The sequence below is a fragment of the Mycobacterium sp. genome, from assembly GCF_035623875.1.
Lineage (GTDB): Bacteria > Actinomycetota > Actinomycetes > Mycobacteriales > Mycobacteriaceae > Mycobacterium.
Genome location: NZ_DASPSP010000153.1, coordinates 1 through 26,407, shown reverse-complemented (window position 1 = coordinate 26,407; position 26,407 = coordinate 1). Strand labels below are relative to the sequence as shown.

Sequence of the window (26,407 nt, the reverse complement as noted above, 5' to 3'; positions counted from 1 at the left end):
TAGACACCGACAAGTTCTGTCTGGCGAGCATAAGGGTTGAACTAGGCACTGTCAAGTTTATCCGTTATGCTGGCGCTATGACTCGTCCGACCTACCATCACGGAGACCTGCGGGCCGCGATCTTGACCGAGGCCGCACGTCTTGTCGATGAGCGCGGCGCCGACCGGGTGTCACTGCGCGAGTTGGCGCGGGAGGCGGGGGTGTCACACGCCGCGCCGGCCCACCACTTCACTGATCGGCGCGGCTTGTTCACCGCGCTTGCCGCGCAAGGGTTCGAATTGTTGGCCGCGGCCCTCGCGGGGGCCCGGCCCCGGTTCCTGGATGCTGCGCTGGCGTACGTGCGGTTTGCCATCGCGCATCCAGGCCACTACCGGGTGATGTTCGACAAGTCGCTGGTCGATCCATCGAACCGCGACCTGGCCGATGCCCAGGCGGCTGCCGGCGCCGAGCTGTCGCGCGGCGTGGCGTCGCTGCCGGACCAGCACGCTAAGGCGGATCCGGCCGGTGCCGAGCTGGCGGCTTGGTCACTGGTGCACGGGTTTTCGATGCTCTGGCTCAACGACGCGGTGAACGCGCGCATCAAGGCGACTGACCCGATGACGACCGCCGAGCGGATAGCGACGATGCTCTTCGAAGACTTGTCGCCAGGCTAGTAGGCCGGCACCGGCGTCTGGTGGCGCACCGGCAACGGCGGCTTCTTCGGCAGAAACGCTGTCGGCACAAGCGTTAACGCAACCAGGACGATGGCCACCACGATGACGAGTGTGTAGGCATGCGCGAGGTCGTGCATCAGCCGGCTGGTGAAATCGGCGGAAAGTGCGTGGGGCGGAGGCACAGACGAATGAATCGGCGTCCCGTGCCTATCAGCTTTCCCGCGCAGGATACCGAGTGTATTTGCAGTGGCGATGCTTTCGCTGCGGTTGAACTGATTGGTCAGCATCACCGACATCAGTGCGGTGCCAACCGAACCGGCGACGTGATGATTGACGCTGATCAGCGTCGACCCACGTGCTACCTGATGCGGGGCCAAGGTCTGCACCGCCGCTCCGGACAGCGGCGTCATCGTGCAACCCAAACCCATGCCGGTAATCACCAACCCGACCAGCAGGATTGGTAGGTACCCGGCTTGTTTCCATGCGCCGTAAGCGAACACGGTCAAGCCGATACTGACCAGCGCGATACCGACCAGCAAGACGTTCCGCGGTCCGCGTTTGTCCATCAAGGTTCCGGCGAGCGGCATTGTCGCCATCGCGCCGAGCCCTTGCGGGATCAGATGCAGCCCGGATTGCAGTGGCGTCTGATGCAACAGCTGTTGAAAGTAGCTGGGGTATAACAGTGCGACGCCGAAGAAACCGACGGCGAATAAGAACATCGACAAGTTAGCCAGCGTCACCACTCGATTCGTGAAAAGCCGAAGGTCAATGAGCGGGTGCTGGGCGCGGTTCAGGGCATGGACGACGAACGCGGCGATCAAGCTCAGGCCTACGGCCGCCGGTATCCACACATGGTCATCGGCGAACGTGCCGTGCCGGGGGACCGAGGATATTCCAAACAACAGCGTCGCCAACCCCGGCGACAGCAGGGCCATACCGGTGAAGTCGAACGTCTCCGACGGCGTCGGGCGATCCTTGGGGAACACCACTGCGGCAAGGATTAACACGATCACCCCAAGCGGCAGGTTGATCCGGAAAATCCACTGCCAGCTGTAGGCGTCAATCAGCCAGCCGCCCAGCACCGGCCCGCACATCGGGCCCAAAAGCATCGGGATCCCCAGCACCGCCATCAACCGGCCGAGCCGACGCGGACCTGCCTCGCGCGTCAAGATGATGAAAGTCAGCGGCATCAGCATCCCGCCGCCGAGTCCCTGTATTACTCGAAAAGCGATGAGCGCCGTGATATTTGATGCCATTGCACACAGCAGCGAACCCAACGTGAACCACAAAACCGAGCCCATGAACAGCCGCTTGGTACCGAACCGATCAGCTGCCCAACCGGCCAGCGGGATCACGGTGGCGAGCGCGAGTGTATAGCCGGTCATCGTCCAGGCGACAATGGCCTGAGTGGATCCGAACTCCGCGATGAACGTGCGTTGTGCCACGCTGACGACCGTGGTGTCCAGGATCGCCATCACCGAGGCAAGAATGCAGACACCGGCGATGCGCAGCAGGCCGACATCGAGGGTGTCCGGATAATCGGCTCGGTCGTCGGCTACCGGCTTGATCGGCGCGTCCGGCAACACAACCCCGTCAACGGTGGTTCCCGTACCCGGCCTCGCCGGTTCAGAGGAGCGCGGGGTGTCGGAGCGATGGACCACGGAATCAGCCTAACGAGAAACTAGCTAGCTGACCAACATACTTTGCGCTGGATGCGATAGGGGTAGCGTGGCCGGGTATGACCGTGACCGATATCGCTTTGACCTCACTCGACGGCCGGCCGACGTCGCTGGCCGACTACAGCGACCACGCAGTTTTGCTGGTCAACGTGGCGTCCAAATGTGGCCTGACCCCGCAGTACGCTGCGCTAGAACAGCTTGCGCGGGATTACGGCGACCGGGGCCTCACGGTCCTTGGAGTTCCGTGCAATCAATTCATGGGCCAAGAACCCGGCACCGCCGAAGAAATCCAAACCTTTTGTTCCACCACCTACGGCGTGACGTTTCCGCTGTTAGCAAAAACCGAGGTCAATGGGCCTGGCCGGCACCCGCTTTATGCAGAACTGACCAAGACGCCCGACGCGGATGGGCAGGCCGGTGACGTGCAATGGAACTTCGAAAAGTTTCTGATCGCGCCCGGTGGAAAAGTGGTCAACCGATTTCGTCCACGGACGGTCCCCGATGCGCCGGAGGTTATTGCCGCAATCGAGGCTGCACTACCGAATTAGCTGGTCGCAGGGCCGGATCGACGTTTGTTGTCCGTGTGTATGTCACCATTTGGACACCTGGCATCGTCAAAATTGTGATGTGTCTGGAAAATTGATCGTCTCGGTCTCCGGGATCTGTGAACGCACGTTGGATGACGTCGCTGAGTTCTGCGCACAGATGGACACCCGGGCGGTGCCGGTGTCATTGCTGGTGGCCCCGCGGCTCAAAGGCGGCTACCGGCTCGACCGTGACCCGCACACCGTCGAGTGGCTCGCCGACCGGCGCGCCGCCGGTGACCCGATCCTGCTGAACGGCTATGACCAGGCCGCCACCAAGAAACGACGCGGCGAGTTCGCGGCGCTGCCCATGCATGAGGCCAACCTGCGGCTGATGGCCGCCGACCGAGTGCTCGAGCATCTCGGGCTGCGCACCCGGCTGTTTGCGCCGCCGGGTTGGACGGCGTCACCCGGTACGGTCAAGGCTCTGCCGCACAACGGGTTTCGACTCCTAGCCGATCTGCATGGAATCACCGACTTGGTCCGGCAGACGACGGTGCGGGCACGGGTGTTAGGCATCGGGGAAGGTTTCCTGGCCGAGCCGTGGTGGTGCCGGATGCTGGTGCTGTCCGCGGAGCGGGTAGCCCGCCGTGACGGCATCGTCAGGGTCGCGGTCGCAGCACATCACCTGCGCAAGCCCGGGCCGCTGCAAGCGATGCTCGACGCGGTGGACCTGGCATTGCTGCAAGCCTGTGCCCCCAGCGTGTATGAGTGGCGGGCTGATCAGACGGTTCTCGACGCAGCCTGACGTCCCGGGTCGCTACTGTGTAGCGCCATGAGCGATACCGGAGCTGGGCCGGCCGCGGATGTCATCATCGTCGGGGCGGGCCTGGCCGGCTTGGTGGCCGCCTGCGAGGTGGTGGACCGTGGCCTACGGGTGCTGATCCTCGACCAGGAGAACAGCGCCAACCTCGGCGGGCAGGCCTTCTGGTCATTCGGCGGCCTATTCTTCGTCGACAGCCCCGAGCAGCGCCGCCTGGGCGTTCGCGACAGTCACGAACTCGCTCTGCAGGATTGGCTCGGCACCGCGGCGTTCGACCGCCAGGAAGACTACTGGCCGAGGCAATGGGCGTATGCCTACGTCGATTTCGCCGCGGGGGAGAAACGCAGCTGGCTGCGCGCCAGGGGCTTGCAGATCTTCCCGCTGGTGGGGTGGGCCGAGCGCGGCGGCTACGACGCGCAGGGGCACGGTAACTCGGTGCCGCGCTTTCACATCACCTGGGGAACCGGGCCGGCGTTGGTGGAAATTTTCGCACGGCGGTTGCGGGACCAGCCGAAGGTGCGTTTCGCGCACCGGCACCAGGTGGACGAGCTGATCGTCGAGGATGACGCAGTGACTGGGGTTCGGGGCACCGTGCTGGAACCCTCGGCGGAACCGCGCGGTGTTCCATCATCACGAAAGCCCCTTGCGCAGTTCGAGTTTCGTGCTCAAGCGGTGATCGTCAGCAGCGGGGGTATCGGCGGCAACCACGAGCTGGTGCGGGCGAACTGGCCGAAGCGGATGGGCCGGGTGCCTGAGCAACTGCTCTGCGGTGTGCCCGCCCATGTGGACGGCCGGATGATCGCGATCACGGAGAAGGCCGGCGCCCGGGTGATCAATCGCGACCGGATGTGGCACTACACCGAGGGCATCACCAACTACGACCCGGTCTGGCCGCTGCACGGCATCCGAATCATCCCGGGACCGTCGTCGCTATGGCTGGACGCCACCGGCAAGCGACTGCCGGTACCGTTGTATCCCGGCTTCGACACTCTCGGCACGCTGGAGTACATCGCGAAGTCGGGCTCCGACTACACCTGGTTTGTGCTGAACGCCAAGATCATCGAGAAGGAGTTCGCGTTGTCAGGTCAGGAACAGAACCCTGACCTGACTGGGCGCAGCGTCCGCGAACTGCTGTCGTCGCGGGCACGGTCGGGCCCGCCGGGCCCGGTGCAAGCCTTCGTCGACCGGGGCGTCGACTTCGTCAGCGCAAACTCGTTGCGCGAGTTGGTTACTGCCATGAACAAATTGCCCGATGTGCTGCCGCTGGATTATGCGACGGTAGCCGAAGAGGTCACTGCGCGCGATCGCGAGGTAGCCAACCGTTTCACCAAGGACGGCCAGATCACCGCGATCCGCGCTGCCCGGGGGTATCTCGGCGACCGGCTGGGTCGAGTGGTCGCTCCGCACCGCTTGGCGGATCCCAAGGCCGGACCGCTGATCGCAGTCAAGCTGCACATCCTGACCCGAAAGACGTTGGGCGGCTTGGAAACCGATTTGGGCTCACGGGTCCTGAAGGCCGACGGGACTCCGCTTGACGGGCTTTATGCGGCCGGTGAGGTAGCCGGTTTCGGCGGCGGTGGTGTGCACGGCTATCGGGCGCTGGAGGGAACGTTTCTGGGCGGCTGCATCTTCTCAGGTCGTGCCGCTGGCCGCGGCGCCGCCAACGACATCGCCTAGAAGGTGACCGCGCTTTCTTCAGGCAGCACTTGGAAGTCGGTGCTGGTCATCTCGCTGAGTCGGCCGTAGTAGATGCCGCGGGCGTCCGGAGCGATGATGCCCTGGTGGATCGGCACCGCCCGCGCCGGCGCCACCGCCCGCAGGTAGTCGACTGCCTCGGAAATCTTCATCCACGGTGCCGCCGCCGGAGTGGCCAGCACGTCTATCGGCTCGTCCGGGACGAACAGCGCGTCGCCGGGATGCATGAACCTGGCGGGGTGCTCGCCGTCACCGACCAGGTACGAGATGTTGTTGATCACTGGGATTTCCGGATGAATGACGGCATGTCGGCCGCCGAGTGCGCGGATGGTCAGGTCGCCGACTGACAGCTCGTCGCCGACCTGCACCTGCTGACACGGCACGTCAAGCTGCTCGGCGGTCTGCGGATCGGCGTAGAGCGCGGCGCCGGGATTGGCGTCGAGCAGCGCAGGCAGCCGGGCGGCGTCGACGTGGTCGGGGTGCTGATGGGTGATCACGATCGCCGACAGGCCGGTGATCCCCTCGAAACCGTGCGAGAAATTTCCCGGGTCGAACAGCAGGGTGGTATGGCCGAACTTGGCGAGTAGACAGGAATGGCCAAAATGCGTGAGATGCATGTCTACGATTGTGCGCTCATGGGGTACCTGGTATGCGCCTACTCGTGACTACGATGCTGATCGCCAGCGGCCTGATTGGCGGGTGCATGTCGGCGGTCGTCGCCCACGCGGACCAGGAGACCTGTCCGCCGGTATGCGACCGGATTCCCGACACCGCATGGATCTTGTCGTCCGGGATACCGCTGAACTCGACATACCGCTGGCCTTCGCTGGGCGGTGTGGCGGTGCCGATGACCGGGACGGCGACGCCGCAGTTCCGGTTCGAGGAGGTGTGTGCGACTCCTGCCTTCCCGCAGGACACCCGCAACTCGGCGGTCGCCGGCCGGGCGACCGTCACCAACCCCCCGGGTCAGTGGCAGTTGCAGGCCCAAGTCTTGCATTGGCGCGGTGACACCGCCCGCGGCGGTCAGAACGCGTCGTCGGTGCTGAGCGTTGCCGCGGCGGCGCTACGCGGTTGCCAGCTGGGCGCGGCGGCAGAGTCGCCGTCGGTCACCACCGACGAGCCCAATCGGCTGGCCGCGGTGATCAGTGGACCGGTGATCATGCACACCTACCTGGTCGCCTATCCGGAAAACAGCACCATCAGCGAACTGACGCTGTGGTCTTCGGAGCCACCGCAGTTGCCCTGGCCGGTGATCTCGGACGCCCAGGTACTGGACGCTATGACGTCGCCATTGTGCGCGGCCTACATCGGCTCGTGCTAGCAAGGCGGTCGCGGTGTCGACCGGTAGAGTTGGGGCCGAGTAAACCGGATCAGTAGGAGGAGCGCGGGTGGCCCGGGTGGTTGTGCACGTGATGCCCAAGGCCGAGATTCTCGACCCGCAGGGTCAGGCGATCGTCGGCGCGTTGGGGCGGCTTGGGCATGCTGGCATCGCAGATGTCCGGCAGGGCAAGCGGTTTGAACTCGAAGTCGACGACAGTGTTGACGATTCGACACTTGCCGAGATCGCCGAGTCGCTGTTGGCGAACACGGTGATCGAAGATTGGACAGTAAGCCGGGAACCGCAGTGACGGCCCGCATCGGCGTCATCACCTTCCCCGGGACGCTCGACGATGTTGACGCTGCGCGCGCGGTGCGTGTCGTCGGCGCTGAGGCTGTCAGCCTGTGGCATGCCGACGCCGACCTCAAGGGTGTCGAGGCGGTGGTGGTGCCCGGCGGGTTCTCCTATGGCGACTATCTGCGGTGCGGCGCGATCGCCAGGTTCGCCCCGGTGATGGGTGAAGTCATCGCGGCTGTTGGCCGTGGGTTACCGGTTTTGGGAATTTGCAACGGATTTCAGGTGCTGTGTGAAGCCGGGCTGTTGCCCGGCGCGCTTACCCGAAACGCCGGCCTGCATTTCGTCTGCCGCGACGTGTGGCTACGGGTGGCGTCGACGAGCACGGCGTGGACGTCGCGGTTCGAGCCCGGCGCCGACCTGCTGATCCCGTTGAAGTCGGGTGAGGGTCGCTACGTAGCCTCCGCCGACGTGATCGACGAGCTGGAAGGTGAAGGCCGAGTGGTATTCCGCTACCACGACAACCCGAACGGTTCGCTGCACGACATCGCGGGTATCAGCTCGGCCGACGGCCGTGTCGTCGGGCTAATGCCGCACCCCGAGCATGCCATCGAGGCGCTGACTGGGCCGTCCGACGACGGGCTCGGTCTGTTTTATTCGGCGCTGGACGCCGTGCTGGCTGCGTAGTGACGGGTCGCAGTCAGCGCGCCGAGAGTGTCAGGCGAGCGAATCCCGGTAGGCCTCAAGAAGTCTCAGCCACAGTTCGCTGATGGTCGGAAAGCACGGTACGGCGTGCCACAGCCGGTCGACCGGCACTCGGCCGGCGACTGCGATGGTGGCCGAGTGCAGCAGTTCGGAGACGCCCGGGCCGACCATGGTCACACCGAGCAGATAGCCGTGGTCGACGTCGACCACGCGGACGCGGTGACCGGCCTGCTCAGCCTGCTCGGCCAACAGCCCGACCGCAGCGGCTTCAGGTTCGGTGAAGAAAACCTGCGGCACCGCGTAATGGTCGGCGGTGGCCGCATGCGCGCCTCACGGCGCGGTGTCCAACGGTTGCCGCGCTGCCCGCGCCGCGATCGCCGCCCCCGCGATCCGCGCCTGATACTTGCCCTCATGGTTTAGCAGCGCACGATGATTGGCGTCACCGGCCGCATAGAGCCAGCCGCGCTCGACGGCCCGCACGCGACAGGTGTCGTCGACGTCGAGCCAGCTGCCCGGGGTGAGTCCTACTGTCTGTAAACCGATGTCATCGGTCAGCGGCGCGCGACCCGTTGCGAACAGCACCTCGTCGACTTCCAGCTCGCTGCCGTCGCTCAGTTCGAGGGTGACCGGTCGGTCCGCGTCGGGTCGGCGGAGCTTGGTCACCGACACACCCACGCGCACAACAACACCCGACTCCCGGAGCCCGCGTTCGACAAGCTCACCGACAAACGGCTCCATCCGGGGCAGCAGACCAGATCCACGCGCCAGCAGAGTGACTGATGCGCCCAAACCGCGCCAAGCGGTGGCCATTTCGACTCCGACACCGCCCGCGCCGACGACGGCAAGGCGGTTCGGCACCGTGCTGCTGTCGGTGGCTTTGCGGTTGGTCCATGGTCGGGCTTCGGCCATGCCCGGCAAATCCGGCAGCGCTGCGCGGCTTCCCGTGCAGATGACGACGGCGTGCCGGGCGGTGAGCACCGACACCTCACCGCGGCCGGCGGTGGCCGCGGTGACCGCCACGCGGCCGGTCCCTTCCAATCGTCCATGGCCGCGCACCAGGGTCGCCCCGATTCCGGCTACCCAGTCGGCCTGACCGGCGTCGTCCCAGTTGCTGAGGTTAGTTACGCGACGCCCTCGAGATCGAGCAGGGTCCGTTTGGCGGCCGGCCCACCGCGGTAGCCCCCCAAGGTGCCGTCGGCGCGGACGACCCGATGACACGGCACCACGATTGGGATGGGATTTGTCGCGCAGGTCGTTCCGACGGCGCGAACGGCCTTGGGAGAACCCGAAAGTCGCGCGAGGGTGCCGTAGCTGGCGGTGGTGCCATAGCCGACGTCGACCGCCAAACGGGTCAGGACCACCCGGCGAAATCCCGTAGAGAGCTGCCAATCTAGCGGGACATCGAAGGCGAGGCGGTGCCCGGCGAAGTATTCGTCGAGTTGGCGCGCGACAGCATCGAGCCGCGCCGGGGCGCGCAGTAATCGGGAGCTGATCCGGTCGGAGAGGTTCTGCAAGACAGTTTCATGCCCCTCGCTGCCGAAGGCCACCCGCACCAGCCCGACCGGTGTTGAGGCGATCAGCAATGAGCCGACGGGTGAGTCGACCGTCCGGTAGGCGACGTCGAGCAGGTCGTCGCGATCGGCCGCCGCCGCCAACTGGGCGTGCAGGCGGGTGATGTCGTCGTCGTCGACTGGATACAGCGCGGCGAGGTCAACTGTAGTCATTGGCGGACTCCGTTTTTGGTAATGCACGTCGCAGCGTGGCGATGCCGTCGGCGGCCGCGCGCCGGGCGGCGGCGGCACTGGTGTCGAGCAGCGTGGCGATTTCGGCGTAGGGCAGGCCGGCCAGGTAGTGGTAGGCCACCGCGTGACGTTGTTTGGTCGGCAACGCGGCGACCGCCTCCGTCAGGTCATGGTGACATTCGTCGGCGTGGTCGCGCGACGGCGTATCCGGTGTGTTCGGGATCAGTATTGCCCGCCGAGACGTGGCGCGGTGGATATCGATCGCCTTGTGGTGGGCGATGGTAACCAGCCACGCCTCTAGGTTGGCATCGGCCGGTAGATCGGGATATGCCTTCATCGCCGCCAAGAAGGTGTCGGACCAGGCGTCGTCGGCATCAGCGTGGCCGAGGACGGCGCGGACTACCCGCAGCACGGTGGGACCATGCTGCGCGACGACCTTCTCGAATGGCGGCTTCATCACGGGCGGCTACCACAGCGGCTGAGGTGAGGCGGGCATCGCGTTTTCCAGCTGGAGCAAGTAGCGCTTGCGGTCCAGGCCCCCGGCGTATCCGGTGAGTTTCCCGGTGGATCCGACCACCCGATGGCAGGGGATGAGGATCGACAGCGGATTGTTGCCGACAAAGCCGCCGATGTCGCGGGGGCTGAAGCCGGCACCGACGGTGCGTGCCAGCTCACCGTAGCTGGTGGTCTGGCCGTACGGGATCTCCGCGATGAGCTGCCAGATCTGCCGCGCCTGGTCGCTGCCACCCGGCTTGAGCGGCAGGTCGAAATCCCGGCGCTCGCCGGCGAAGTACTGCGCCAGCTGGGCAACGGCCTGATCGAAGCCGTGATCGTCGCGTGAGTCGACGTGCGGCCCGAACGAATTCCGGTCAGGACGGGTCCAGTGGCCGGGGTAGTACAGGCCGGTCAGGCCACCGTCATCACCGTCGTCGCGCACCAGCGTCAACGGTCCGATCGGCGAGTCGACGATGACGTGGCACGTCGAGTTTGTGGCGGCTGCGGTGGGCATGGCGGCTCCTGGGAGAGGTCGTCGGGATTGCTATCTACTCGGTAGACGTCTCGTGCGCCGGGTTTGTGAGGTTGGCTGGAGCGTCAGCATTACGACGCGCAGAGTTGCCGCGCGAACTCGCGCAGATCATTGGCGACGACCGTCGGCTGCGGCAAGTCGGGGATGGGTAGCGGCGCATTGCCGGGGCGGGTGATCAGTGCGCCGCTGAATCCGGCGGATTGCGCACCGATCGTGTCCCAGACGTGGGCGGCGACCATCATGCATTCTGCCGGGGCCACGGCGAGTTCCTCGCACACATACCGGTACACCGTCGGCGCGGGTTTGAACGCGCGGCAAGCGTCGACACTGAACTGTCGCTCGAAAAAGTGCGCCAGCCCGGCGTGTTCCAGCGGGCTCGGCCCATCCGGGTTGGGTGGCGAATTCGTCAGCGTTACCAGGCGGAAGCCGTTGTCGCGCAGCGCTGTTAGCCCATCCTCGACGTCGGGATGGGCAGGCATCGTCAGCATGGCGTGCTTCAGTGCGTGCACGTCGTCGTCGGTGATCGCCAGGCGGTGGGTGGTTGCCTGCATCTGCAGGACTCCCTGCCCCAGAGAGAAAAAGTCGACGTAGTGCCCCGACAGCGTTGCGGTCATCGAGTACATGACGAGCTGATTGAACCACTCCCGCATCGCGGGTGGATCATCGAAGATTCGCTCGAAAAGTGATGCCATGGATTCGATATCGATGAGTGTTTCGTTGACGTCGAACACCAGAACGGATGGAGCGGCAATCATCGTTCTATCATCTAACTCCAGCGCTAACGACCAAACCAGACTCATCCCATGACGACCACCATTTTTCCGCCGGCTTCGCCGGCCTCCATGATGCGGTGCGCTTCGCGGATCTCGTCGAAGGAGAACACGCGTTCCGGGGCTGCTTCGAGTTGGCCGGCGGCCACTTGCGCTGCGATGTCTTGCAGAGGCACATCCGAGAGCGGGAATCCTTCCGTGCCGAATACGAAGCTTCCGAAGAAGGACCAATTCACGCCGCTGGCCATGCGCAACAGCGGATTGAAGTCGCCGATTGGGTCCAGGCCGCCCAGCCATCCCGCCAGGCACGCGGTGCCGTCGCGGCGAAGCATGTCCAGCGAATCCAGAATGGTGCTGTTGCCGACCAAGTCGAGGACCGCATCGATCTGCTTGGCTTCGGCGATGCCGGCCGCCAGCGTTCGCGACTCCAGCTCGACCCGCGCGGCGCCGAGTGCCTCCAGCATGTCGAAACGCTCGCGCCTGCGTGCAGTGGCTATGACGCGTGCACCGGCTGCGACCGCCATCTTGACCGCGGCCTGGCCGAACGATGAAGTCGCGCCGCGGATTACGACAGTTTGTCCTGCGGACAGTTTGAGGTTACGGAAAAGGCATGTCCACGCGGTAGCAAAGGTTTCCGGCAGCGCGGCCAACTGTGACCAGGGCAGCTCGGAGTCGATATGGGTGACGTTGGCCGCGCGCACGCGGGTGTATTCGGCATAGCTGCCGTTGATGGTTCGGCCGAGGCCACCCATGAGCGCGGCCACCTTGGCGCCAACCGGGAACTCGCCGCCCGGACAGGAGTCGACGATGCCGACGCACTCGATGCCGCTGACTTCGGCGGCTTCTGCCCATTCCCCTCGGCGCATGTGCAACTCGGCGTGGTTGAGTCCGAACCCGCGGACTTCGATGACGACCTCGCCGTCCTTTGGCAGCGGTTTCGGGATGTCGGTGTAGACCAGGCTGTCGAGTCCGCCGAACTTCTCCAGCACGATTGCGCGCATGGTTTCGCCACCCGGCCGTTCGCGGACTACCGCGGGCGCGGTGGGTAGTGCGGGCTGTGTCGACTCCGCGATCGACATGACGTACCTTCCTTTCCCGAGGCTATATTGGGACGCATCACCCAATATCATGGGCCAGATAACCCAGATATGTCTACGGGCCAGGGGCTGGGCCGATCAGCCCTTGGGCTTGCGGCGAGTGGCAGTTGGGGATTTGCGGGCCGTTGGGGTCCGTACGAACGACCGCACGTACTCGACTGCAGCATTCACCGCTGCGCGCAGCGGTTCTGGGCTGTCGGTGATGTAAGTGAGCATGGCGCCGCCCTGGTGCGCGGCGACCAGCGAGACTGCGAGGTGTCGGGGGTCGGCGTCGGGACGCAGATCGCCGCGGCGGCGCATTTCGGCGAGTCCGACGCGAAACAGCTCGATCCATTGGTCGTAGCCGGCGGCGAGATCGCCGTGGATTTCGGCGTCGGCTTCAACCAACTCGCTTGCGAGCGAACCGTAGACGCATCCACCTTCGCGGTAGACGGCGTTGATGTCGGCAACGTTCGCATCGGCCCACGCTTGCAGCGCTTCGAGGCTGTCAAGAGCGCCCAGCTTTGGCCGACTGTGAAACTCCCGGACGTCCTCGCGGCGTGCGCTGATCACCTGGCGGGTCAAATCGCGTTTGTCGTCGAAATAGTGCGAGATCTGCGATCCACTGACGGCCGCGGTGTTGCGCACCTCGTCGATGCTGGTGCCGGCAACGCCACCCTGGAACATGAGCTTGGCGGCGACGTCGACGATGCGATCCCGAGTCGCGCGTCCCTTGCGAGTGAACCGCGGTGTGGCGTCGTCGCGCACGTGGCCGCCCCTCTCGGCTCGGATCAGGCAGGTTGGGCGGCCTTGTGCCGACCGCGGGGACGCCGCGGTGGGCGGGGGATCCGCTCGGCGGAGTCGGTGGCGGACATGCGCAAGTAGTTGACCGCGAATCGCACGGCGTCGGCGTGCGGCCACCCCGCCCGATAGGTGAAGGCCAACGTGGCGCCGCCCTGGTGGGCGCCGACGATGACCAGAGCCAACTTTCGCGGGTCGGCGTCTGCGACCAGGACGCCGTGATCTTGCATCTGGCGGATCGCTTGCTCCAGCAACTGGATCCATTGCCAGTAGCCCGCTGCTAGCGTCTCGCGCGTTGTGGTGTCGGACTTGCCGAGTTGTCCGGCCAGCCCGTGGTAGGTGGGCGTGCCGGAGTAGCCGATGCGTCGCAGGTAACGCATGTTCAGATCGATCCAGCGCTCGAAGTCATCGAACGTGTCAAGCTCGCGAAGCTTGGACTGGCGGTGAAAGTCCAGCACTACATTGATCTGGCGTGCCACGACCGCGCGGATCAGCGCGCGCTTGTCGGTGAAGTAGTGGGCCAGTTGCGAGCCGCTTACCGACGCGGCCTTGCGCAGCGCGTCCATGTTCAACGCCGAGAGACCGTCGCGCAGGATCAGCTCGGCGGCGACCTTCACGATCCGGTCGCGGGTGGCGCGGCCCTTGGCGGTCAAGCGCCGGTCGTCTTGCAGATCGGCATGAACCATAACGTCAGGTTAACGCGCCGGCACCGCTCTTTATGGGATGTTCAACCCATATAGTTGCGCAGTGTGTCGTCAGGTGGCGGGATGCACTTTGGCGAGGAAGGCGCGGATCAGTCCGGTCACCTCGTCCAGCGCCGACTCCAGCAAGAAATGCCCGCCGTCGAGCAGATGGATTTCTGCATCGGGTAAGTCGTCGGCGAAAGCCTGCGCACCGGCCGGACCGAATATCTCGTCGCCGCGACCCCACACCGCCAACAGTGGGACCTTGCTGGCGCGAAAATAGTCATGCACACGCGGGTATAGCGGTGAGTTGCTGGCATAGTCGCGCAACAGCTTGAGTTGCACTTTGTCGATACCGGGCCGGGATAGCAGCGCATAGTCGTGATGCCAGGACTCGGGATTGACCAGTGTCTCGTCCGGCACCCCGGTGACGTATTGCCAGCGGGTGGCGTCCAAGGTCAGGAATTGCCGTACCGCGCCCTCGGTCTCGGCGGTCTGCTCGGCCTGATACGCCGTGACCACCTTCCAGAAGCTCTCCACAAAGCCGGCGTCGTAAGCGTTGCCGTTCTGGCTGACGATCGCAGTGATCGTGGCGGGGTCGTCGAGCGCCAGCCGCCACCCGATCGGAGCTCCGTAGTCCTGCACGTACATTGCGTACCGGTCGACCTTTAATGCGCGCAGCAGGCCTTGCGTCAACGCGGTGAGAGCATCGAATGTGTAGTCGAACTGCTCCACCGGTGGGGCGTCAGAAAGGCCGAATCCCAGGTGATCCGGCGCGATCACGTGGTAGCGATCAGCGAGCGCGGGAACCAAGTCCCGGAACATGTACGAGCTGGTCGGAAAGCCGTGTAGGAGTACCAGTGCGGGCGCGTTCGGATCGCCGGCTTCCCGGAAGAACAGCCGATGACCGTCGATGGTGAGGTAGCGGTGATGAACAGCCGGCATGAGTCATTCCTCCTGAGCCGCGGGTGTGAAAGGCATTTTGGGTTGTGCATCCCAGTATGCGCTCACCGCAACAGCGGCACAAGCCTCTGGTGTCGAATCATCAGAGCCGACTTGCGCGTTGACCCGCACGGCAAGGTATGCATATTCTGGGTTAATTAACCCATTCTCGGCGAGCGAGCCAAAGCAGTAGCTGTCGATGGGTAGCGCGTTGCGGGATAAAACATTGCTGGTAGTCGGGCGCGGCAGCGGAATCGCGCGCGCGGTCACCCTGCTGGCGCGCTCAGAGGGAGCGCGAGTTGTCGTCGCAGGAAGAGACAAAGCCAACCTCGCCGATGCCTATAACGACCCCGGGATCAGCGCTGAGGTGGTGGACATCACCGATGACGAATCCATCGCCGCGCTCGCCGACGGGGTCGGCCCGGTCGACCACGTGGTGTCGACCGCCTCGGCCCGTGCCCGCGGAAAATTGGCAGACCTGCAGCGCGAGAATCTGCGACTGTCCTTCGACACCAAAGTCATCGGCCCCACCATGCTCGCCAAATACTTTGCGGGGCAGATCAACCCGGGAGGCTCATTCGTCCTGTTCTCCGGCGTGCACGCCTTCAAACTCAACGTCGGCTATCTCGGGGTCGGTATCACAAACGGGGCTGTCGATTTCCTCACCCGATGGCTGGCGGTCGAGCTCGCCCCGATCCGGGTCAATGCCATCTCGCCCGGTGTCATCGACACCGGCGCGTGGGATTCGCTTGGTGCAGAGGGCAAGCGGGGCTACTTCGAAAACATCGCCGCCGGCAATCCGGCGCGGCGTATCGGGACGCCCGACGACATTGCCGGCGCCGCGCTGTTCGCGATGACCAACACCTTCATGACCGGCGTGACCTTGAAGGTCGACGGCGGTGAACCGCTGACCTAGTTACGAGCTGAGGCAGACCGACGCCTCGGTGGTGTAGCACAGGAACGTCAGGGTCTCTTGCAGGTACAACTGCACGGTGTCGGTGTCATGGCTGAGATATCCGATCGACACGTCGGTACCTAGCTGCAGGTCGAAGTCACCACCGCGGGTGGTCAGCACGAACGCGCCGTCGATGGCGGGTGCCCAGATGATGTCGCCGTCAATCAGCCGGCGGATGTGCTCGCGGATCGGATAGCCGTGTTCGGTGGTCTCGCTGACTTTGGTGTAGGCGTCGGCGGACAGCAACACCGAATATGGACCGTCGACACCGGCCAATCGCAGCTCCGACAACGCCTGCGAGATGACATCAGGAAAGCCGCGTGCTTCCTTGGGCAGTTTCAGCGGCGGGTTGGAGCTACAGCCACGAATACCGTCGATCGACGCGGCTTTATAGCCTTCGAAGATGGCCCGGTCTTCGACGAACGCCAGCTTCTTGGCGGCAGTCTTGACCGGATCCCAGTCGGAGTCCTGCGACCCGCGTTCCACATCGTCGATCTCCGCGCGCGACAGCGTAAATGGAACCCGAAGCCGCACAAGCGGTTTGCTGGAACGCAGGTGCGCGACGACGCCGTCGGTGGGTGCCTTCACGTCGAGCAGCCGCCCGGTGCTGATCGCCGCAGTGGCCGGCCCTCCCGGCTCGCTGACGTCGACGACTCGGCGTCCGGCGATGTGCCGCTTGAACGTCCGTGTCGCTTCCAATTCGATTTCGTTCCAAGCCTCTTCGGTGATCGGCGCCAGATCGCGGTAGAGGTTGTTCATTGCCCGGTTCCTTTCAGACTGCCGATCGCCAACGAGCCGTCTGTGCCATCTGAGGGCACGGCCACCACCGCCGGCGTCGCGACCGGTGAACTCGGCAGCGGCGGTGGGTCTTCGAGGAAGTCGACGGTGGGGGAGAAAAACAATGTGCCGGTGACCGCGTCCGAGAAGTCCAGGATGCGGTCGGTGTTGCCCGGCGGATCGCCCAAAAACATGTTGCGCAGCATCTGTTCGGTGATCTCGGGCCTGCGTGAATAACCGATGAAATAGGTTCCGAATTCGCCTTTTCCGAGCTCCCCGAACGGCATGTTGTGGCGCACGATCTTCAGCTCGGTGCCGTCGTCGTCGGTAATGACGCTGAGCGCGATGTGCGCGTTGGCCGGCTTGTCGTCGTCGTCGAACTCGATGTCGTCCAGCTTGGTCCGGCCGATCACCCGCTCCTGCTCGGGGACTGACAGTGACTCCCAGGCCGCCATGTCGTGCACGTACTTCTGCACGTGCACATAGCAGGAGCCGGCGAATTCCGGATCCTCGTCGCCAATGGTGGTGGCGGATACCGCGACTGCACCGTCGGGGTTTTCCGTCCCGTCGACGAAACCCAGCAGATCGCGGTTGTCGAAGAACCGGAAGCCGTGCACTTCGTCGACAACGGTCACAGCACCGGCCATCGACTTGAGAATGCGATTGGCCAGCTCGAAACAGACGTCCATGCTCTCGGCCCGGATGTGGAACAACAGGTCGCCGGGAGTGGCCGGGGCAGTATGCCGCGGCCCGTCCAGCTCGACGAACGGGTGTAACTCGGCAGGCCGCGGCCCGTCGAACAACCGGTCCCAGGCCTGCGAGCCGATCGAGGTGATCACCGACAGGTGCTTAGTGGGATCGCGAAACCCGATTGCGCGTGCCAGGCCGGAGATATCCGGCAGCGCATCATGCACCGCAGCCTCGCCGCCCTCATCGATGGTGACCACCAGGAAGATCGCGGCCGGTGTCAGCGGAGCCAGAACCGGTTGCGGCTGCACCGAGAGCTCTGAGGGCACGGGTTCGACCCTAACGTGCCCGCAGGTTTCAGATAATCCCGTGATGAAAAGATGGGCACATGGCGGCCGCGGCGCGAGGCTTGTGCGAATTCATCGACGCGTCCCCGTCGCCGTTCCACGTGTGTGCCACGGTGGCGTCCAGGCTGCACGCCGCCGGCTATACCGAGCTGGCCGAGGCAGACGAGTGGCCGTCGGAGGGCAAGTTCTTCACCGTGCGCGCCGGGTCGCTGGTGGCCTGGGACAGCGGCACCGATACCGGCGGCCGACCGTTTCGGGTCATCGGCGGTCATACCGACAGCCCTAATCTGCGGGTCAAGCAACACCCCGACCGCGAGGTCGCGGGTTGGCAGATCGTGGCGCTGGAGCCCTACGGCGGGGCCTGGCTGAACTCCTGGCTGGACCGCGACCTGGGCGTCAGCGGGCGGCTGTCCGTCCGCGAGGGCGAGGGTATCGCTCACCGGCTGGTGCGGATCGATGCTGCGATCCTGCGCGTACCGCAGTTGGCCATCCACCTGGCGGAGGACCGCAAGTCGCTCACGCTGGATCCACAGCGCCACGTCAACGCCGTGTGGGGAGCCGGCGACCGCACCGGGTCGTTCATTGGCTACGTCGCCGAGCAAGCCGGCGTCGATCCCGATGCCGTGCTCGGCGCCGATCTGATGACCCACGATCTGACCCCGTCGACGCTGTCCGGCCACGGCGGCCAGTTCGTCAGCGCGCCCCGGCTGGACAACCAGGCCTCCTGCTATGCGGGTCTGGAGGCGTTCCTGGACGCCACGGCCGGCGAATACCTTCCGGTGCTGGCGTTGTTCGACCACGAAGAGGTCGGGTCCGCGTCCGACCACGGCGCCGACTCCGAGCTGCTGCCGACCACGCTGGAGCGCATCGTGCTGGCCGGTGGTGGCGGACGGGAGGACTTTCTGCGCCGGCTGCCGGGATCGATAGTGGCTTCGGCGGACATGGCGCACGCCACCCACCCCAACTATCCGGATCGGCACGAGCCCGGGCACCTCATCGCGATCAACGGTGGCCCGGTGCTCAAGGTGCACCCGAATCTGCGTTACGCCACCGACGGTCGCACCGCCGCTGCGTTCGCGCTGGCCTGTCGGCAGGCCGGGGTGCCGCTGCAACGTTATGAACACCGTGCCGACCTGCCCTGTGGCTCTACGATCGGCCCGATGACGTCGGCACGGACCGGCATCCCGACGGTCGACGTCGGCGCTCCTCAGCTGGCCATGCACTCAGCACGGGAATTCATGGGCGCGGGCGACGTCGCCGCCTACGCGGCGGCGCTGCGGGCATTCTTGTCACCGGGCTGACCTTTGGTCAGCGCTGCGTGACGAAGACCGGCTCGTAGCGGATCACGTTCTCCACCACCACCCCGTTGCGGGTGCGGACCCGGTCGAGCCCCCGGATCTCGAATGGTCCCTCCGGGCCGGTTCCGCGGCCGATGTAGTGCAGGAAGATCAGTTGCTCGCCGTCGGCGGCACCGGGAACGGTGGCGCTGTCGAGGAGTTCGAGCCGGAGGTCCGGAGCGGCGGCCAGCAGTTCGGCGATCTTTCCGGTGTACGCCTCGACTCCCTGCACCGGCTCGGGGTCGCCGGGCCAGTAGCCGACGATGTCCTCGGCCAGGATGTTCATCCCGCGGGACAGATCGGGCGCCGCCCAGAACGCCGCCCACATCTGGGCGCTGAACAGCGGGGCAGCCGAGTCCGGAGTCGTTGCAGGAAAAGCAGATTGGATGTCGGTCATGGTTCCTCCACGGGTTGGGCGCTTCGGCGCAGCGCGTTGATGCAAGCGTGTCTCGGCCCCAGCGGATCCGCAATTACCTCGGAGGTCATCACCGTCAGGACGGTCCGTTGTCGGAGTGCGGGCATAGGGTCGCCGGTATGACACTCAAGACGGAGATGGTGACGTTCGACTGCAGCGACCCTGCGAAGCTCGCCGGTTGGTGGGCCGAGCACTTCGACGGCAAGACCCAGGAACTGATCCCCGGCGAATTCATCGCGGTGAGCCGATCGGACGGACCGCGGCTCGGCTTTCAGAAGGTGCCCGATCCCACACCGGGTAAAAACCGGGTGCACCTGGATTTCGTCGCCGCTGATCTGGACGCCGACGTTTCGCGACTTACCGCCGCCGGTGCCACCGAGGTCGGCCGGCACAGCCTCGGCGGCAACTTTCGCTGGGTAGTGCTGACCGACCCCGACGGCAACGCGTTCTGCGTGGTAAGCGGGCACTAGCCTGTCTGGCCCCGGCTGCTCGTGTCGTCGGTGGTCGCGGGGCGGCCAATCTAGACTGTCTCCGTGACGTCCGGGCTCACGCAAGCGGTCGATACCGTCGAGCAGGCCGCGGCCACCCCTGATCAGCCGCAACCATTCCGCGAACTGGGCCTCAAAGACGACGAATACCAGCGGATCCGCGACATCCTGGGCCGCCGGCCGACCGACGCCGAGCTGGCCATGTACTCGGTGATGTGGAGCGAACACTGCTCCTACAAGTCCTCCAAGGTGCACTTGCGGTACTTCGGTGAGACCACCACCGACGAGATGCGGGCCGGGATGCTGGCCGGGATCGGGGAGAACGCCGGCGTCGTCGACATCGGCGACGGCTGGGCGGTCACCTTCAAGGTGGAATCGCACAATCACCCGTCGTACGTCGAGCCCTACCAGGGCGCGGCCACCGGGGTCGGCGGCATCGTCCGCGACATCATGGCGATGGGCGCCCGACCGGTGGCGGTGATGGATCAGCTGCGTTTCGGCGCCGCGGACGCCCCGGATACTCGTCGCGTGCTCGATGGCGTGGTGCGCGGCATCGGGGGTTACGGCAACTCGCTGGGCTTGCCCAACATCGGCGGCGAAACGGTGTTCGACGCCTGCTACGCCGGCAACCCGTTGGTCAACGCGCTGTGTGTGGGCGTGCTCCGGCAGGAGGATCTGCATCTGGCGTTTGCTTCCGGTGCGGGCAACAAGATCATCCTGTTCGGCGCGCGGACCGGGCTCGACGGGATCGGCGGCGTGTCGGTGCTGGCATCGGAGACGTTCGGCGGCGACGAATCCGGATCGGGTCGCAAAAAGCTGCCGTCGGTTCAAGTCGGCGACCCGTTCATGGAAAAGGTGCTCATCGAGTGCTGCCTGGAGTTGTATGCGCAAGACTTGGTGATCGGTATCCAGGACCTCGGTGGAGCTGGAATAGCTTGTGCGACTTCGGAATTAGCCTCAGCCGGTGATGGCGGCATGGTGATCGAGCTGGGCACCGTTCCGCTGCGCACCAAGAACATGACCCCTGCCGAAGTGCTTTGCAGCGAGTCACAGGAACGGATGTGCGCGGTCGTTGCCCCGGAGAACGTGGACGCTTTCATGGCCGTGTGCCGCAAGTGGGAAGTGTTGGCCACCACCATCGGCGAGGTCGCCGACGGTGACCGGTTGCGAATCACCTGGCACGGCGAGACGGTCGTCGACGTGCCGCCACGCACCGTGGCGCACGAAGGCCCGGTATATCAGCGCCCAGTCGCTCGCCCGGATTCGCAGGATGCGTTGAACGCCGACCGGGCGAGCAGCCTGGCCCGGCCGGTCACTGGCGATCAGCTGCGCGCGACTTTGCTTGCGCTGCTGGGTAGTCCACATCTGTGCAGCCGTGCCTTCATCACCGAGCAATACGACCGCTACGTGCGCGGAAACACCGTGCTGGCCGAACACGCCGACGGCGGCGTGCTACGCGTCGACGAGTCCACCGGCCGCGGAATCGCGCTGTCGACCGACGCGTCAGGCCGCTACACGCTGCTCGACCCCTACACCGGCGCCCAACTCGCGCTGGCCGAGGCCTACCGCAACGTCGCAGTCACCGGTGCCACACCCGTGGCGGTAACCAACTGCCTCAACTTCGGCTCGCCGGAGGACCCCGGGGTGATGTGGCAGTTCGCCCAGGCGGTACGTGGTCTGGCGGATGGCTGTGCGGCACTGGGCATTCCGGTAACCGGCGGCAACGTCAGCTTCTACAACCAAACCGGGTCGACGGCGATCCTGCCCACCCCGGTGGTGGGCGTGTTGGGCGTGATAGACGATGTCGCGCGGCGCCTCCCGACGGCGATGGGCACCGAGCCGGGGGAGACGCTGATGCTGCTCGGCGACACCCGTGACGAACTCGACGGATCGGTGTGGGCGCAAGTCACCGCCGACCATTTGGGCGGGCTGCCGCCCGCGGTGGATCTGGCTCGCGAGCGACTGTTGGCCGATGTGCTGGGCGCGGCCTCCCGTGACGGACTGGTGTCTGCAGCCCACGACCTGTCCGAAGGCGGCCTGGCGCAGGCCGTGGTGGAATCGGCGCTTGCAGGCGAAACGGGTTGCCGCATCGTGCTTCCCGAGGATGCCGACCCATTTGTCATGTTGTTCTCCGAGTCGGCGGGCCGGGTGCTGGTCGCCGTGCCGCGCACCGAGGAGAGTCGCTTCCGCTCGATGTGCGAGGCACGGGGCCTGCCGGCCACTCGCATCGGTGTCGTCGACCAGGGTTCGGACGCGGTGGAGATTCAGGGTCTGTTCACCGTCTCCCTGGCAGAGCTGCGCAGCACGTCCGAGGGAGTGCTGGCTGCGCTGCTTCGATGAATACCGAACTTCGCCGACGGCATCCGTTGGTGGTGTGGGCGTGGAGCCTGCTACGGCTGAAATTCGTCGGGATGGCGTTTGGCGCGTTGTTCTTCTGTCTGTCCCTGACGCCGTCGCTGCTGCCGCGGGACTGGGTGTTCCAGGGGCTGATCGGCGGTATCAACGGAGCTTTTGGCTACGGCATTGGTGTGCTGATCGGCAAGACCACCCATCGTCTGCTGCTCCGGAATGCCCGTTGGTGGCCGCCCCCGACGCGGGTGCTGTTCTGGATGAAGGCGGCGGTCGTCGTGATTGCGCCGACGGCCTCTGTGTTGATGCTCATCCCGGCCGCCTCCTGGCAGCGGCAGGTGTCTGCACTGATGGGCATCGAAGGCCCGACGACCCTGGGCTACCTGCGCACGCTGATCGTCGCTGTCGTTGTCGGTGGCTTGCTGGTCTCCACGTTCAGGGTGCTGATCGACGCTGTCAAGCTGCTGGCCCGGATGCTGATCAGGCGATGGCACCTGCACGACGAGGTGGCGCTGTTCATCGGCACGGCTATCGTTGTCGCGCTGCTGATCATGCTGTTCAACGGTGTTCTGGTCCGCGGGTTCTTTGCGGGGGCCAGCGCGGTCTTCCAGCCGCGGGATATCGCCACCCCCGCTGGTGTGTCGCAGCCGCTGCTTGGCGAAAAGTCGGGCAGCCCAGCATCATTGGCGCCGTGGGATACGCTGGGGTATCAGGGCCGCGACTTCGTCGCCACCGGTCCGCATGCCGCCGAACTGGCCCGGCTCAACGGCAGGCCCGCTAAGGAGCCCGTTCGGGTCTACGCCGGGCTGCATACCGCACCCGACGACCGGGGCCGGTTGGAGGTGCTCCTCGGAGAACTCGAGCGCACGGGGGCGTTCACCCGCAAATTACTGGTCATCGCGCCGACCACCGGCACCGGCTGGATCGACCCGGTGGCGGCGAGCTCGCTGGAGATGATGTACAACGGCGACACCGCGATCGTCGGTCTGCAGTACTCCTACTTGCCGAGCTGGATCTCGTTCCTGGCCGACCGGCAGAAGTCCATGGATTCCGGCCGGATGCTGATCGAGGCGGTTCACCAACGCTGGCAACAACTGCCGCCCGACCACCGGCCGAAATTGGTCCTCTATGGCGAGAGCCTTGGCTCGATGGCCGGCCAGGCCGCCTTCGGATGGCTGCCCGACATCCGCCAAATGGGCTTCGACGCGGTGCTGTGGGTGGGACCACCGCAAGCGAGTCCGTTGTGGCATGCACTGATCGTGCGGCGTGACCCTCGCACCACTGAGGTAGCGCCGCGTTACGACAGCGGGCGAACGGTGCGGTTCTCCGAAGCCATCGATCCGGCGGACGTGACCCATGTGGCTGGGCCGCCATGGGTGGGCACCCGGGTGCTTTTTCTGCAGCACCCATCCGATCCGGTGGTCTGGTGGTCACCCGACCTGCTATTCGGCAGACCCGGCTGGCTCGTCGAACCCCGCGGCCGGGACCGCAGCGCTGCCGTGCGCTGGAATCCGGTTGTCACCTTTTGGCAAGTCAGTGCCGACCTGACCAACGCCGAGGGCGTGCCCGGCGGGCACGGCCACAACTACAGCAACGACATCTTGGACGGGTGGGTCGCGGTGGCGCCGCCGGACGGCTGGACACCAGCCGACACCGAGCGCATCCGTGCCGCGCTGCAAACGTCCGAGACCAAACCTGATGCGGCACAGTAACTTTCCTCGTATCCAGGCGCTCGGGCTGGCCACCGCGCTGGTCGGCTGGAGCTTCGTCGGCCCGCGGATACCCGCGCGGGCCACGCTCCAGGCCGGTCTTGCCGGGCTGCTGGTCGTCGTGACGAGGGCGCCGCTGGGCCTGCGTCCGCCGCGGCTGTGGGCCGGATTGCGGCTGGGGCTGGCCGTCGGGTCGGCAGCGGCGACGGCAGTGATGGCAACGACGTCTCTTCCGGCCGTGCGGGTTTCGATGGCCGGGCGGGAACTGCCCACGCCGGCGTCGACCTGGCTGGCGTTGCGGATACCGCTGGGCACGGTGTGGGCCGAGGAGGCCGCATTCCGTGCCGCGCTGGCCGCCTTGGCCGATCGCGGTTACGGCGCCTCCGCTGGTCGACTGCTACAGGCGGTCGCGTTTGGCCTTTCTCACATCGCCGACGCGCGCGCGACCGGTGAGCCCGTGCTGCCCACCGTGTTGGCTACCGGCGGTGCGGGCTGGATATTTGGTTGGCTGGCTCAACATTCCAGCAGCCTCAGCGCGCCGATGCTGGCCCACTTGGCGATCAACGAGTCCGCCGCCGTGGCAGCGCTGACCATCCAGCGGCGGTCGCGGGCTAGTCGGCGGTAGTCGGCACGTCGCGGCTGTCGGCCGCCAACTTGTGCGGTTCGGTCTCGGTGTCGTCGATGCCGAAGCTGATGATGCGCCGCGGGGTAATCCGAATGATCGCGGTGTCGATCTCGCTACCGTTGGGCTCGGTGCGGTTCTCGCCGGACTCCGCTTGCTCGGCTGTCCCCCTGATCTCCAGGCACCGCACCCGCCACGGGTCGCGGGACGCAATGTCGTCGATCACCAGCGCAACGGTGTGGTTGGAAGCCAGGTTGCGAAACTTACGGCTCTTCGACATCCGGTAGCCATGGATGTCCACGGTGCCCAGATCTTCGTTGTAGCTGAAGCCGACCGGACTGTTCTGCAACGTGCCGTTGGGTTGGATGGTGGCCAACCGCGCGAGGTCGGCCGTTTTCATGAACTCAATCTCATGCGGTTTGAACGACATAGCACCCACGCTAGAACCTCAACCATAGTTGAGGTCAAACCCGACGAGTTGCGACAGTCTCATGTGGGCGCGGTGGCGTGTGTGCTGATCGAAGGCCCGATCCACTCCCGCAGGAATCGGCGAAGTTCGCCGCCCCGTCGTGCTGGGCGTCCGGGGTCCACGATGAGTGATTGCAGCATGCGCAACATGACCTCGAGAAGTTCGTCCAACTTGTCGTCAGTGAAACCTGTTGCATCCCAATCAACATCGAACCGTTGCAACATCGAGCGGCCGAACGAAATAGCCATGTCCGAGGTCACCCCGGCGGTGAAGGCACTGGCCTTGCCCGGTTGGAAAACCAGGCTGAGGTACTTGTCATGACCGATTTGCTCGAATGTGTACGCGATACCCTCGACGACCGCTTCAGTTGGGTCGGTGATCGAACCCAAATGGGCGGCAAGCCGATCGAGGAACCCGTCAACACAGGACAGGGCAGTGGCAGCCAAGAGCGCCTCATGGGTCACGAAGTAGCGATAGACCGTCTGGCGCGTCACTCCCAGCGTCTGAGCGACTTCCGACACGCTCACTGTCCCGCGTTCGTCGATGGCGCTCCTGGTCGCGGCGATGATGCGGGCGACCGCTTCATCGTCATCAGCCGGGATGTCTCCTGACCAGCCATGCCGCCGCATTGCGTGATCGTCGCACAAACAGGGCCACAGTCTTGACAATACAAATGTTATCTACTGTATGGTCAGCTATACGGCGAGGAGGAGATTGTGATGGTGACAACGACCACCAGCCCAGTGAGCGGCACCGACGAGGCGCTGACGCGGCGAGGCTTGCGTCATGCATTGGACAAAACGACGGACCTGACCGACCGCGAACTGAAGGTGCCGCTGCATTACTACCGCGATCCGAAGCTGACCGAGATTGAGGAATCGCAGATTCTGCGCCGGGTGCCGTTGGCCATCGTCCCGTCGGCACAGCTGCCAGAAAAGAACGACTACGTGGTTCGGTCGGTGCTTGGCGATTCCCTGTTGATAACCCGCGACCGCTCCGCTGCTAGCCACGTCTTCCTCAACTACTGCCGCCACCGGGGCGCAATGCCGGCTTGCGGTTCTGGCAACGCTTCACGGTTCGTGTGTCCGTATCACGCCTGGACGTACAAGAACACCGGGGAACTGTTCATGGTCCCCGGCAAGGCCGGCTTCGATTCCATGGAGACCAAGGATTACGGATTGGTCGAACTGCCATCGGAGGAGCGTCACGGATTTATTTGGGCGGTGCTGACCGCCGATGCAACCATCGACCTCGACGCGCACCTCGGAGTACTGAATGCCGAACTGGCGCTGTGGAACTACGAGGCCTACGGCTATCACACCGAGCGCGAGTTCAAGTCCGACGTCTCATGGAAGGGTGCACTGGAAGCGTTCGCCGAGGGATACCACTTCCCCTACGTCCACGGCCAAAGTCTCATTGGACAGAACACCCTCGCCAACACGATGGTCTACGACGATTTCGGCAAGCACCATCGGATCGGCTTCCCGTTCACCTGGATCACCAACCTTGACACGGACCCC

The 26,407-nt window shown here is 65.2% G+C and carries 29 protein-coding genes and 1 pseudogene; 14 read left to right on the top strand and 16 right to left on the bottom strand.

The window, feature by feature from the left end; genetic code table 11:
• The first annotated feature begins 77 nt into the window (after positions 1 to 77).
• On the top strand, positions 78 to 653 hold the full coding sequence (locus VEI45_RS12425; protein WP_324853545.1) for a TetR/AcrR family transcriptional regulator: 576 nt from the start codon (positions 78 to 80) through the stop codon (positions 651 to 653).
• On the opposite strand, the gene VEI45_RS12420 is transcribed toward VEI45_RS12425, so the two are convergent.
• Positions 650 to 2,239 carry a DHA2 family efflux MFS transporter permease subunit gene (locus VEI45_RS12420; protein ID WP_414687465.1) on the bottom strand — a complete coding sequence of 530 codons (1,590 nt, stop codon included), beginning with the start codon at positions 2,237 to 2,239 and terminating at the stop codon, positions 650 to 652. The two genes, VEI45_RS12425 and VEI45_RS12420, sit on opposite strands and share 4 nt — an antisense overlap.
• Positions 2,240 to 2,391: 152 nt before the next feature.
• Between VEI45_RS12420 and VEI45_RS12415 the strand changes: the two genes are divergently transcribed.
• From VEI45_RS12415 to VEI45_RS12405, 3 genes are all read left to right on the top strand, one after another.
• Entirely contained in the window at positions 2,392 to 2,880 is a 489-nt protein-coding gene (locus tag VEI45_RS12415; protein WP_324853544.1) for a glutathione peroxidase, read from the top strand.
• Positions 2,881 to 2,959: 79 nt separating this feature from the next.
• Entirely contained in the window at positions 2,960 to 3,664 is a 705-nt protein-coding gene (locus tag VEI45_RS12410) for a DUF2334 domain-containing protein (RefSeq protein WP_324853542.1), read from the top strand.
• Between the two features lie 27 nt (positions 3,665 to 3,691).
• Positions 3,692 to 5,356 carry an FAD-binding dehydrogenase gene (locus VEI45_RS12405; RefSeq protein ID WP_324853540.1) on the top strand — a complete coding sequence of 555 codons (1,665 nt, stop codon included), beginning with the start codon at positions 3,692 to 3,694 and terminating at the stop codon, positions 5,354 to 5,356.
• Here VEI45_RS12405 and VEI45_RS12400 read toward each other — a convergent pair.
• Positions 5,353 to 5,991: an MBL fold metallo-hydrolase gene (locus VEI45_RS12400; RefSeq protein WP_324853538.1), complete on the bottom strand. Its 639-nt coding sequence runs from the start codon at positions 5,989 to 5,991 to the stop codon at positions 5,353 to 5,355. The two genes, VEI45_RS12405 and VEI45_RS12400, sit on opposite strands and share 4 nt — an antisense overlap.
• A gap of 53 nt (positions 5,992 to 6,044) precedes the next feature.
• Between VEI45_RS12400 and VEI45_RS12395 the strand changes: the two genes are divergently transcribed.
• The 3 genes from VEI45_RS12395 to purQ all read left to right on the top strand — a co-directional run bounded on the left by VEI45_RS12395 (position 6,045) and on the right by purQ (position 7,673).
• A complete protein-coding gene (locus VEI45_RS12395) occupies positions 6,045 to 6,695 on the top strand; it encodes an ATPase (RefSeq protein ID WP_324853576.1) in 651 nt (216 codons plus the stop codon).
• Between the two features lie 67 nt (positions 6,696 to 6,762).
• On the top strand, positions 6,763 to 7,002 hold the full coding sequence (gene purS / locus VEI45_RS12390; RefSeq protein ID WP_324853536.1) for a phosphoribosylformylglycinamidine synthase subunit PurS: 240 nt from the start codon (positions 6,763 to 6,765) through the stop codon (positions 7,000 to 7,002).
• A complete protein-coding gene (gene purQ / locus VEI45_RS12385) occupies positions 6,999 to 7,673 on the top strand; it encodes a phosphoribosylformylglycinamidine synthase subunit PurQ (RefSeq protein ID WP_324853534.1) in 675 nt (224 codons plus the stop codon). Before purS ends, purQ begins: the two co-directional genes overlap by 4 nt.
• Before the next feature lie 30 nt (positions 7,674 to 7,703).
• Here purQ and VEI45_RS12380 read toward each other — a convergent pair.
• The 9 genes and pseudogenes from VEI45_RS12380 to VEI45_RS12340 form a co-directional block, all read right to left on the bottom strand.
• Positions 7,704 to 8,825 (bottom strand): annotated as a pseudogene (locus tag VEI45_RS12380) (FAD-dependent oxidoreductase); the annotation flags it as partial.
• Positions 8,813 to 9,415, bottom strand: a complete 603-nt coding sequence (locus VEI45_RS12375) for a methylated-DNA--[protein]-cysteine S-methyltransferase (RefSeq protein ID WP_324853532.1) — start codon at positions 9,413 to 9,415, stop codon at positions 8,813 to 8,815. The pseudogene VEI45_RS12380 and the gene VEI45_RS12375, both read right to left, overlap by 13 nt.
• Positions 9,402 to 9,890: an RNA polymerase sigma factor gene (locus tag VEI45_RS12370; protein ID WP_324853530.1), complete on the bottom strand. Its 489-nt coding sequence runs from the start codon at positions 9,888 to 9,890 to the stop codon at positions 9,402 to 9,404. The genes VEI45_RS12375 and VEI45_RS12370 overlap by 14 nt, the downstream gene beginning before the upstream one ends.
• A gap of 9 nt (positions 9,891 to 9,899) precedes the next feature.
• Positions 9,900 to 10,442: a methylated-DNA--[protein]-cysteine S-methyltransferase gene (locus VEI45_RS12365; RefSeq protein WP_324853528.1), complete on the bottom strand. Its 543-nt coding sequence runs from the start codon at positions 10,440 to 10,442 to the stop codon at positions 9,900 to 9,902.
• A gap of 89 nt (positions 10,443 to 10,531) precedes the next feature.
• Complete coding sequence (locus VEI45_RS12360) at positions 10,532 to 11,212, bottom strand: haloacid dehalogenase type II (protein WP_324853574.1); 681 nt, start codon at positions 11,210 to 11,212, stop codon at positions 10,532 to 10,534.
• A gap of 44 nt (positions 11,213 to 11,256) precedes the next feature.
• The gene (locus VEI45_RS12355) at positions 11,257 to 12,309 is read right to left on the bottom strand and encodes a zinc-binding alcohol dehydrogenase family protein (protein WP_324853526.1); all 1,053 of its coding nucleotides are present in this window, start codon (positions 12,307 to 12,309) and stop codon (positions 11,257 to 11,259) included.
• 96 nt (positions 12,310 to 12,405) lie between these two features.
• The gene (locus VEI45_RS12350; protein ID WP_324853524.1) at positions 12,406 to 13,074 is read right to left on the bottom strand and encodes a TetR/AcrR family transcriptional regulator; all 669 of its coding nucleotides are present in this window, start codon (positions 13,072 to 13,074) and stop codon (positions 12,406 to 12,408) included.
• A gap of 23 nt (positions 13,075 to 13,097) precedes the next feature.
• Positions 13,098 to 13,793 (bottom strand): TetR/AcrR family transcriptional regulator, encoded by a 696-nt coding sequence (locus VEI45_RS12345; RefSeq protein WP_324853522.1) that lies wholly within the window; start codon positions 13,791 to 13,793, stop codon positions 13,098 to 13,100.
• Positions 13,794 to 13,862: 69 nt separating this feature from the next.
• Positions 13,863 to 14,735, bottom strand: a complete 873-nt coding sequence (locus tag VEI45_RS12340; protein WP_324853520.1) for an alpha/beta hydrolase — start codon at positions 14,733 to 14,735, stop codon at positions 13,863 to 13,865.
• 196 nt (positions 14,736 to 14,931) lie between these two features.
• On the opposite strand from VEI45_RS12340, the gene VEI45_RS12335 reads away from it, so the two are divergent.
• A complete protein-coding gene (locus VEI45_RS12335; protein WP_324853518.1) occupies positions 14,932 to 15,648 on the top strand; it encodes an SDR family oxidoreductase in 717 nt (238 codons plus the stop codon).
• On the opposite strand, the gene VEI45_RS12330 is transcribed toward VEI45_RS12335, so the two are convergent.
• Positions 15,649 to 16,446 (bottom strand): family 1 encapsulin nanocompartment shell protein, encoded by a 798-nt coding sequence (locus VEI45_RS12330; protein ID WP_324853516.1) that lies wholly within the window; start codon positions 16,444 to 16,446, stop codon positions 15,649 to 15,651.
• Positions 16,443 to 17,480 carry a Dyp-type peroxidase gene (locus VEI45_RS12325; RefSeq protein WP_324853514.1) on the bottom strand — a complete coding sequence of 346 codons (1,038 nt, stop codon included), beginning with the start codon at positions 17,478 to 17,480 and terminating at the stop codon, positions 16,443 to 16,445. The genes VEI45_RS12330 and VEI45_RS12325 overlap by 4 nt, the downstream gene beginning before the upstream one ends.
• Before the next feature lie 59 nt (positions 17,481 to 17,539).
• Here VEI45_RS12325 and VEI45_RS12320 point away from each other — a divergent pair, with 59 nt between their 5' ends.
• Entirely contained in the window at positions 17,540 to 18,799 is a 1,260-nt protein-coding gene (locus VEI45_RS12320) for a M18 family aminopeptidase (protein ID WP_324853512.1), read from the top strand.
• 7 nt (positions 18,800 to 18,806) lie between these two features.
• Here the strand turns inward: VEI45_RS12320 and VEI45_RS12315 are convergent, their stop codons facing one another.
• Entirely contained in the window at positions 18,807 to 19,232 is a 426-nt protein-coding gene (locus VEI45_RS12315) for a nuclear transport factor 2 family protein (RefSeq protein WP_324853510.1), read from the bottom strand.
• Positions 19,233 to 19,369: 137 nt separating this feature from the next.
• Between VEI45_RS12315 and VEI45_RS12310 the strand changes: the two genes are divergently transcribed.
• The 4 genes from VEI45_RS12310 to VEI45_RS12295 all read left to right on the top strand — a co-directional run bounded on the left by VEI45_RS12310 (position 19,370) and on the right by VEI45_RS12295 (position 24,421).
• On the top strand, positions 19,370 to 19,720 hold the full coding sequence (locus tag VEI45_RS12310) for a VOC family protein (protein WP_324853508.1): 351 nt from the start codon (positions 19,370 to 19,372) through the stop codon (positions 19,718 to 19,720).
• A 63-nt stretch (positions 19,721 to 19,783) separates the two neighbouring features.
• The gene (gene purL / locus VEI45_RS12305) at positions 19,784 to 22,078 is read left to right on the top strand and encodes a phosphoribosylformylglycinamidine synthase subunit PurL (RefSeq protein ID WP_324853506.1); all 2,295 of its coding nucleotides are present in this window, start codon (positions 19,784 to 19,786) and stop codon (positions 22,076 to 22,078) included.
• Positions 22,075 to 23,799, top strand: a complete 1,725-nt coding sequence (locus VEI45_RS12300) for an alpha/beta hydrolase (protein ID WP_324853504.1) — start codon at positions 22,075 to 22,077, stop codon at positions 23,797 to 23,799. Before purL ends, VEI45_RS12300 begins: the two co-directional genes overlap by 4 nt.
• Positions 23,786 to 24,421, top strand: coding sequence for a CPBP family intramembrane glutamic endopeptidase (locus VEI45_RS12295; RefSeq protein ID WP_324853502.1), 636 nt, complete (start codon positions 23,786 to 23,788; stop codon positions 24,419 to 24,421). The genes VEI45_RS12300 and VEI45_RS12295 overlap by 14 nt, the downstream gene beginning before the upstream one ends.
• Here VEI45_RS12295 and VEI45_RS12290 read toward each other — a convergent pair.
• Positions 24,408 to 24,848, bottom strand: coding sequence for a PPOX class F420-dependent oxidoreductase (locus VEI45_RS12290; protein WP_324853500.1), 441 nt, complete (start codon positions 24,846 to 24,848; stop codon positions 24,408 to 24,410). The genes VEI45_RS12295 and VEI45_RS12290 overlap by 14 nt on opposite strands.
• Before the next feature lie 59 nt (positions 24,849 to 24,907).
• Positions 24,908 to 25,516: a TetR/AcrR family transcriptional regulator gene (locus tag VEI45_RS12285; RefSeq protein ID WP_324853498.1), complete on the bottom strand. Its 609-nt coding sequence runs from the start codon at positions 25,514 to 25,516 to the stop codon at positions 24,908 to 24,910.
• Between the two features lie 90 nt (positions 25,517 to 25,606).
• Between VEI45_RS12285 and VEI45_RS12280 the strand changes: the two genes are divergently transcribed.
• The coding region (locus VEI45_RS12280) for an aromatic ring-hydroxylating dioxygenase subunit alpha (RefSeq protein ID WP_324853496.1) at positions 25,607 to 26,407 on the top strand (801 nt) is incomplete at its 3' end.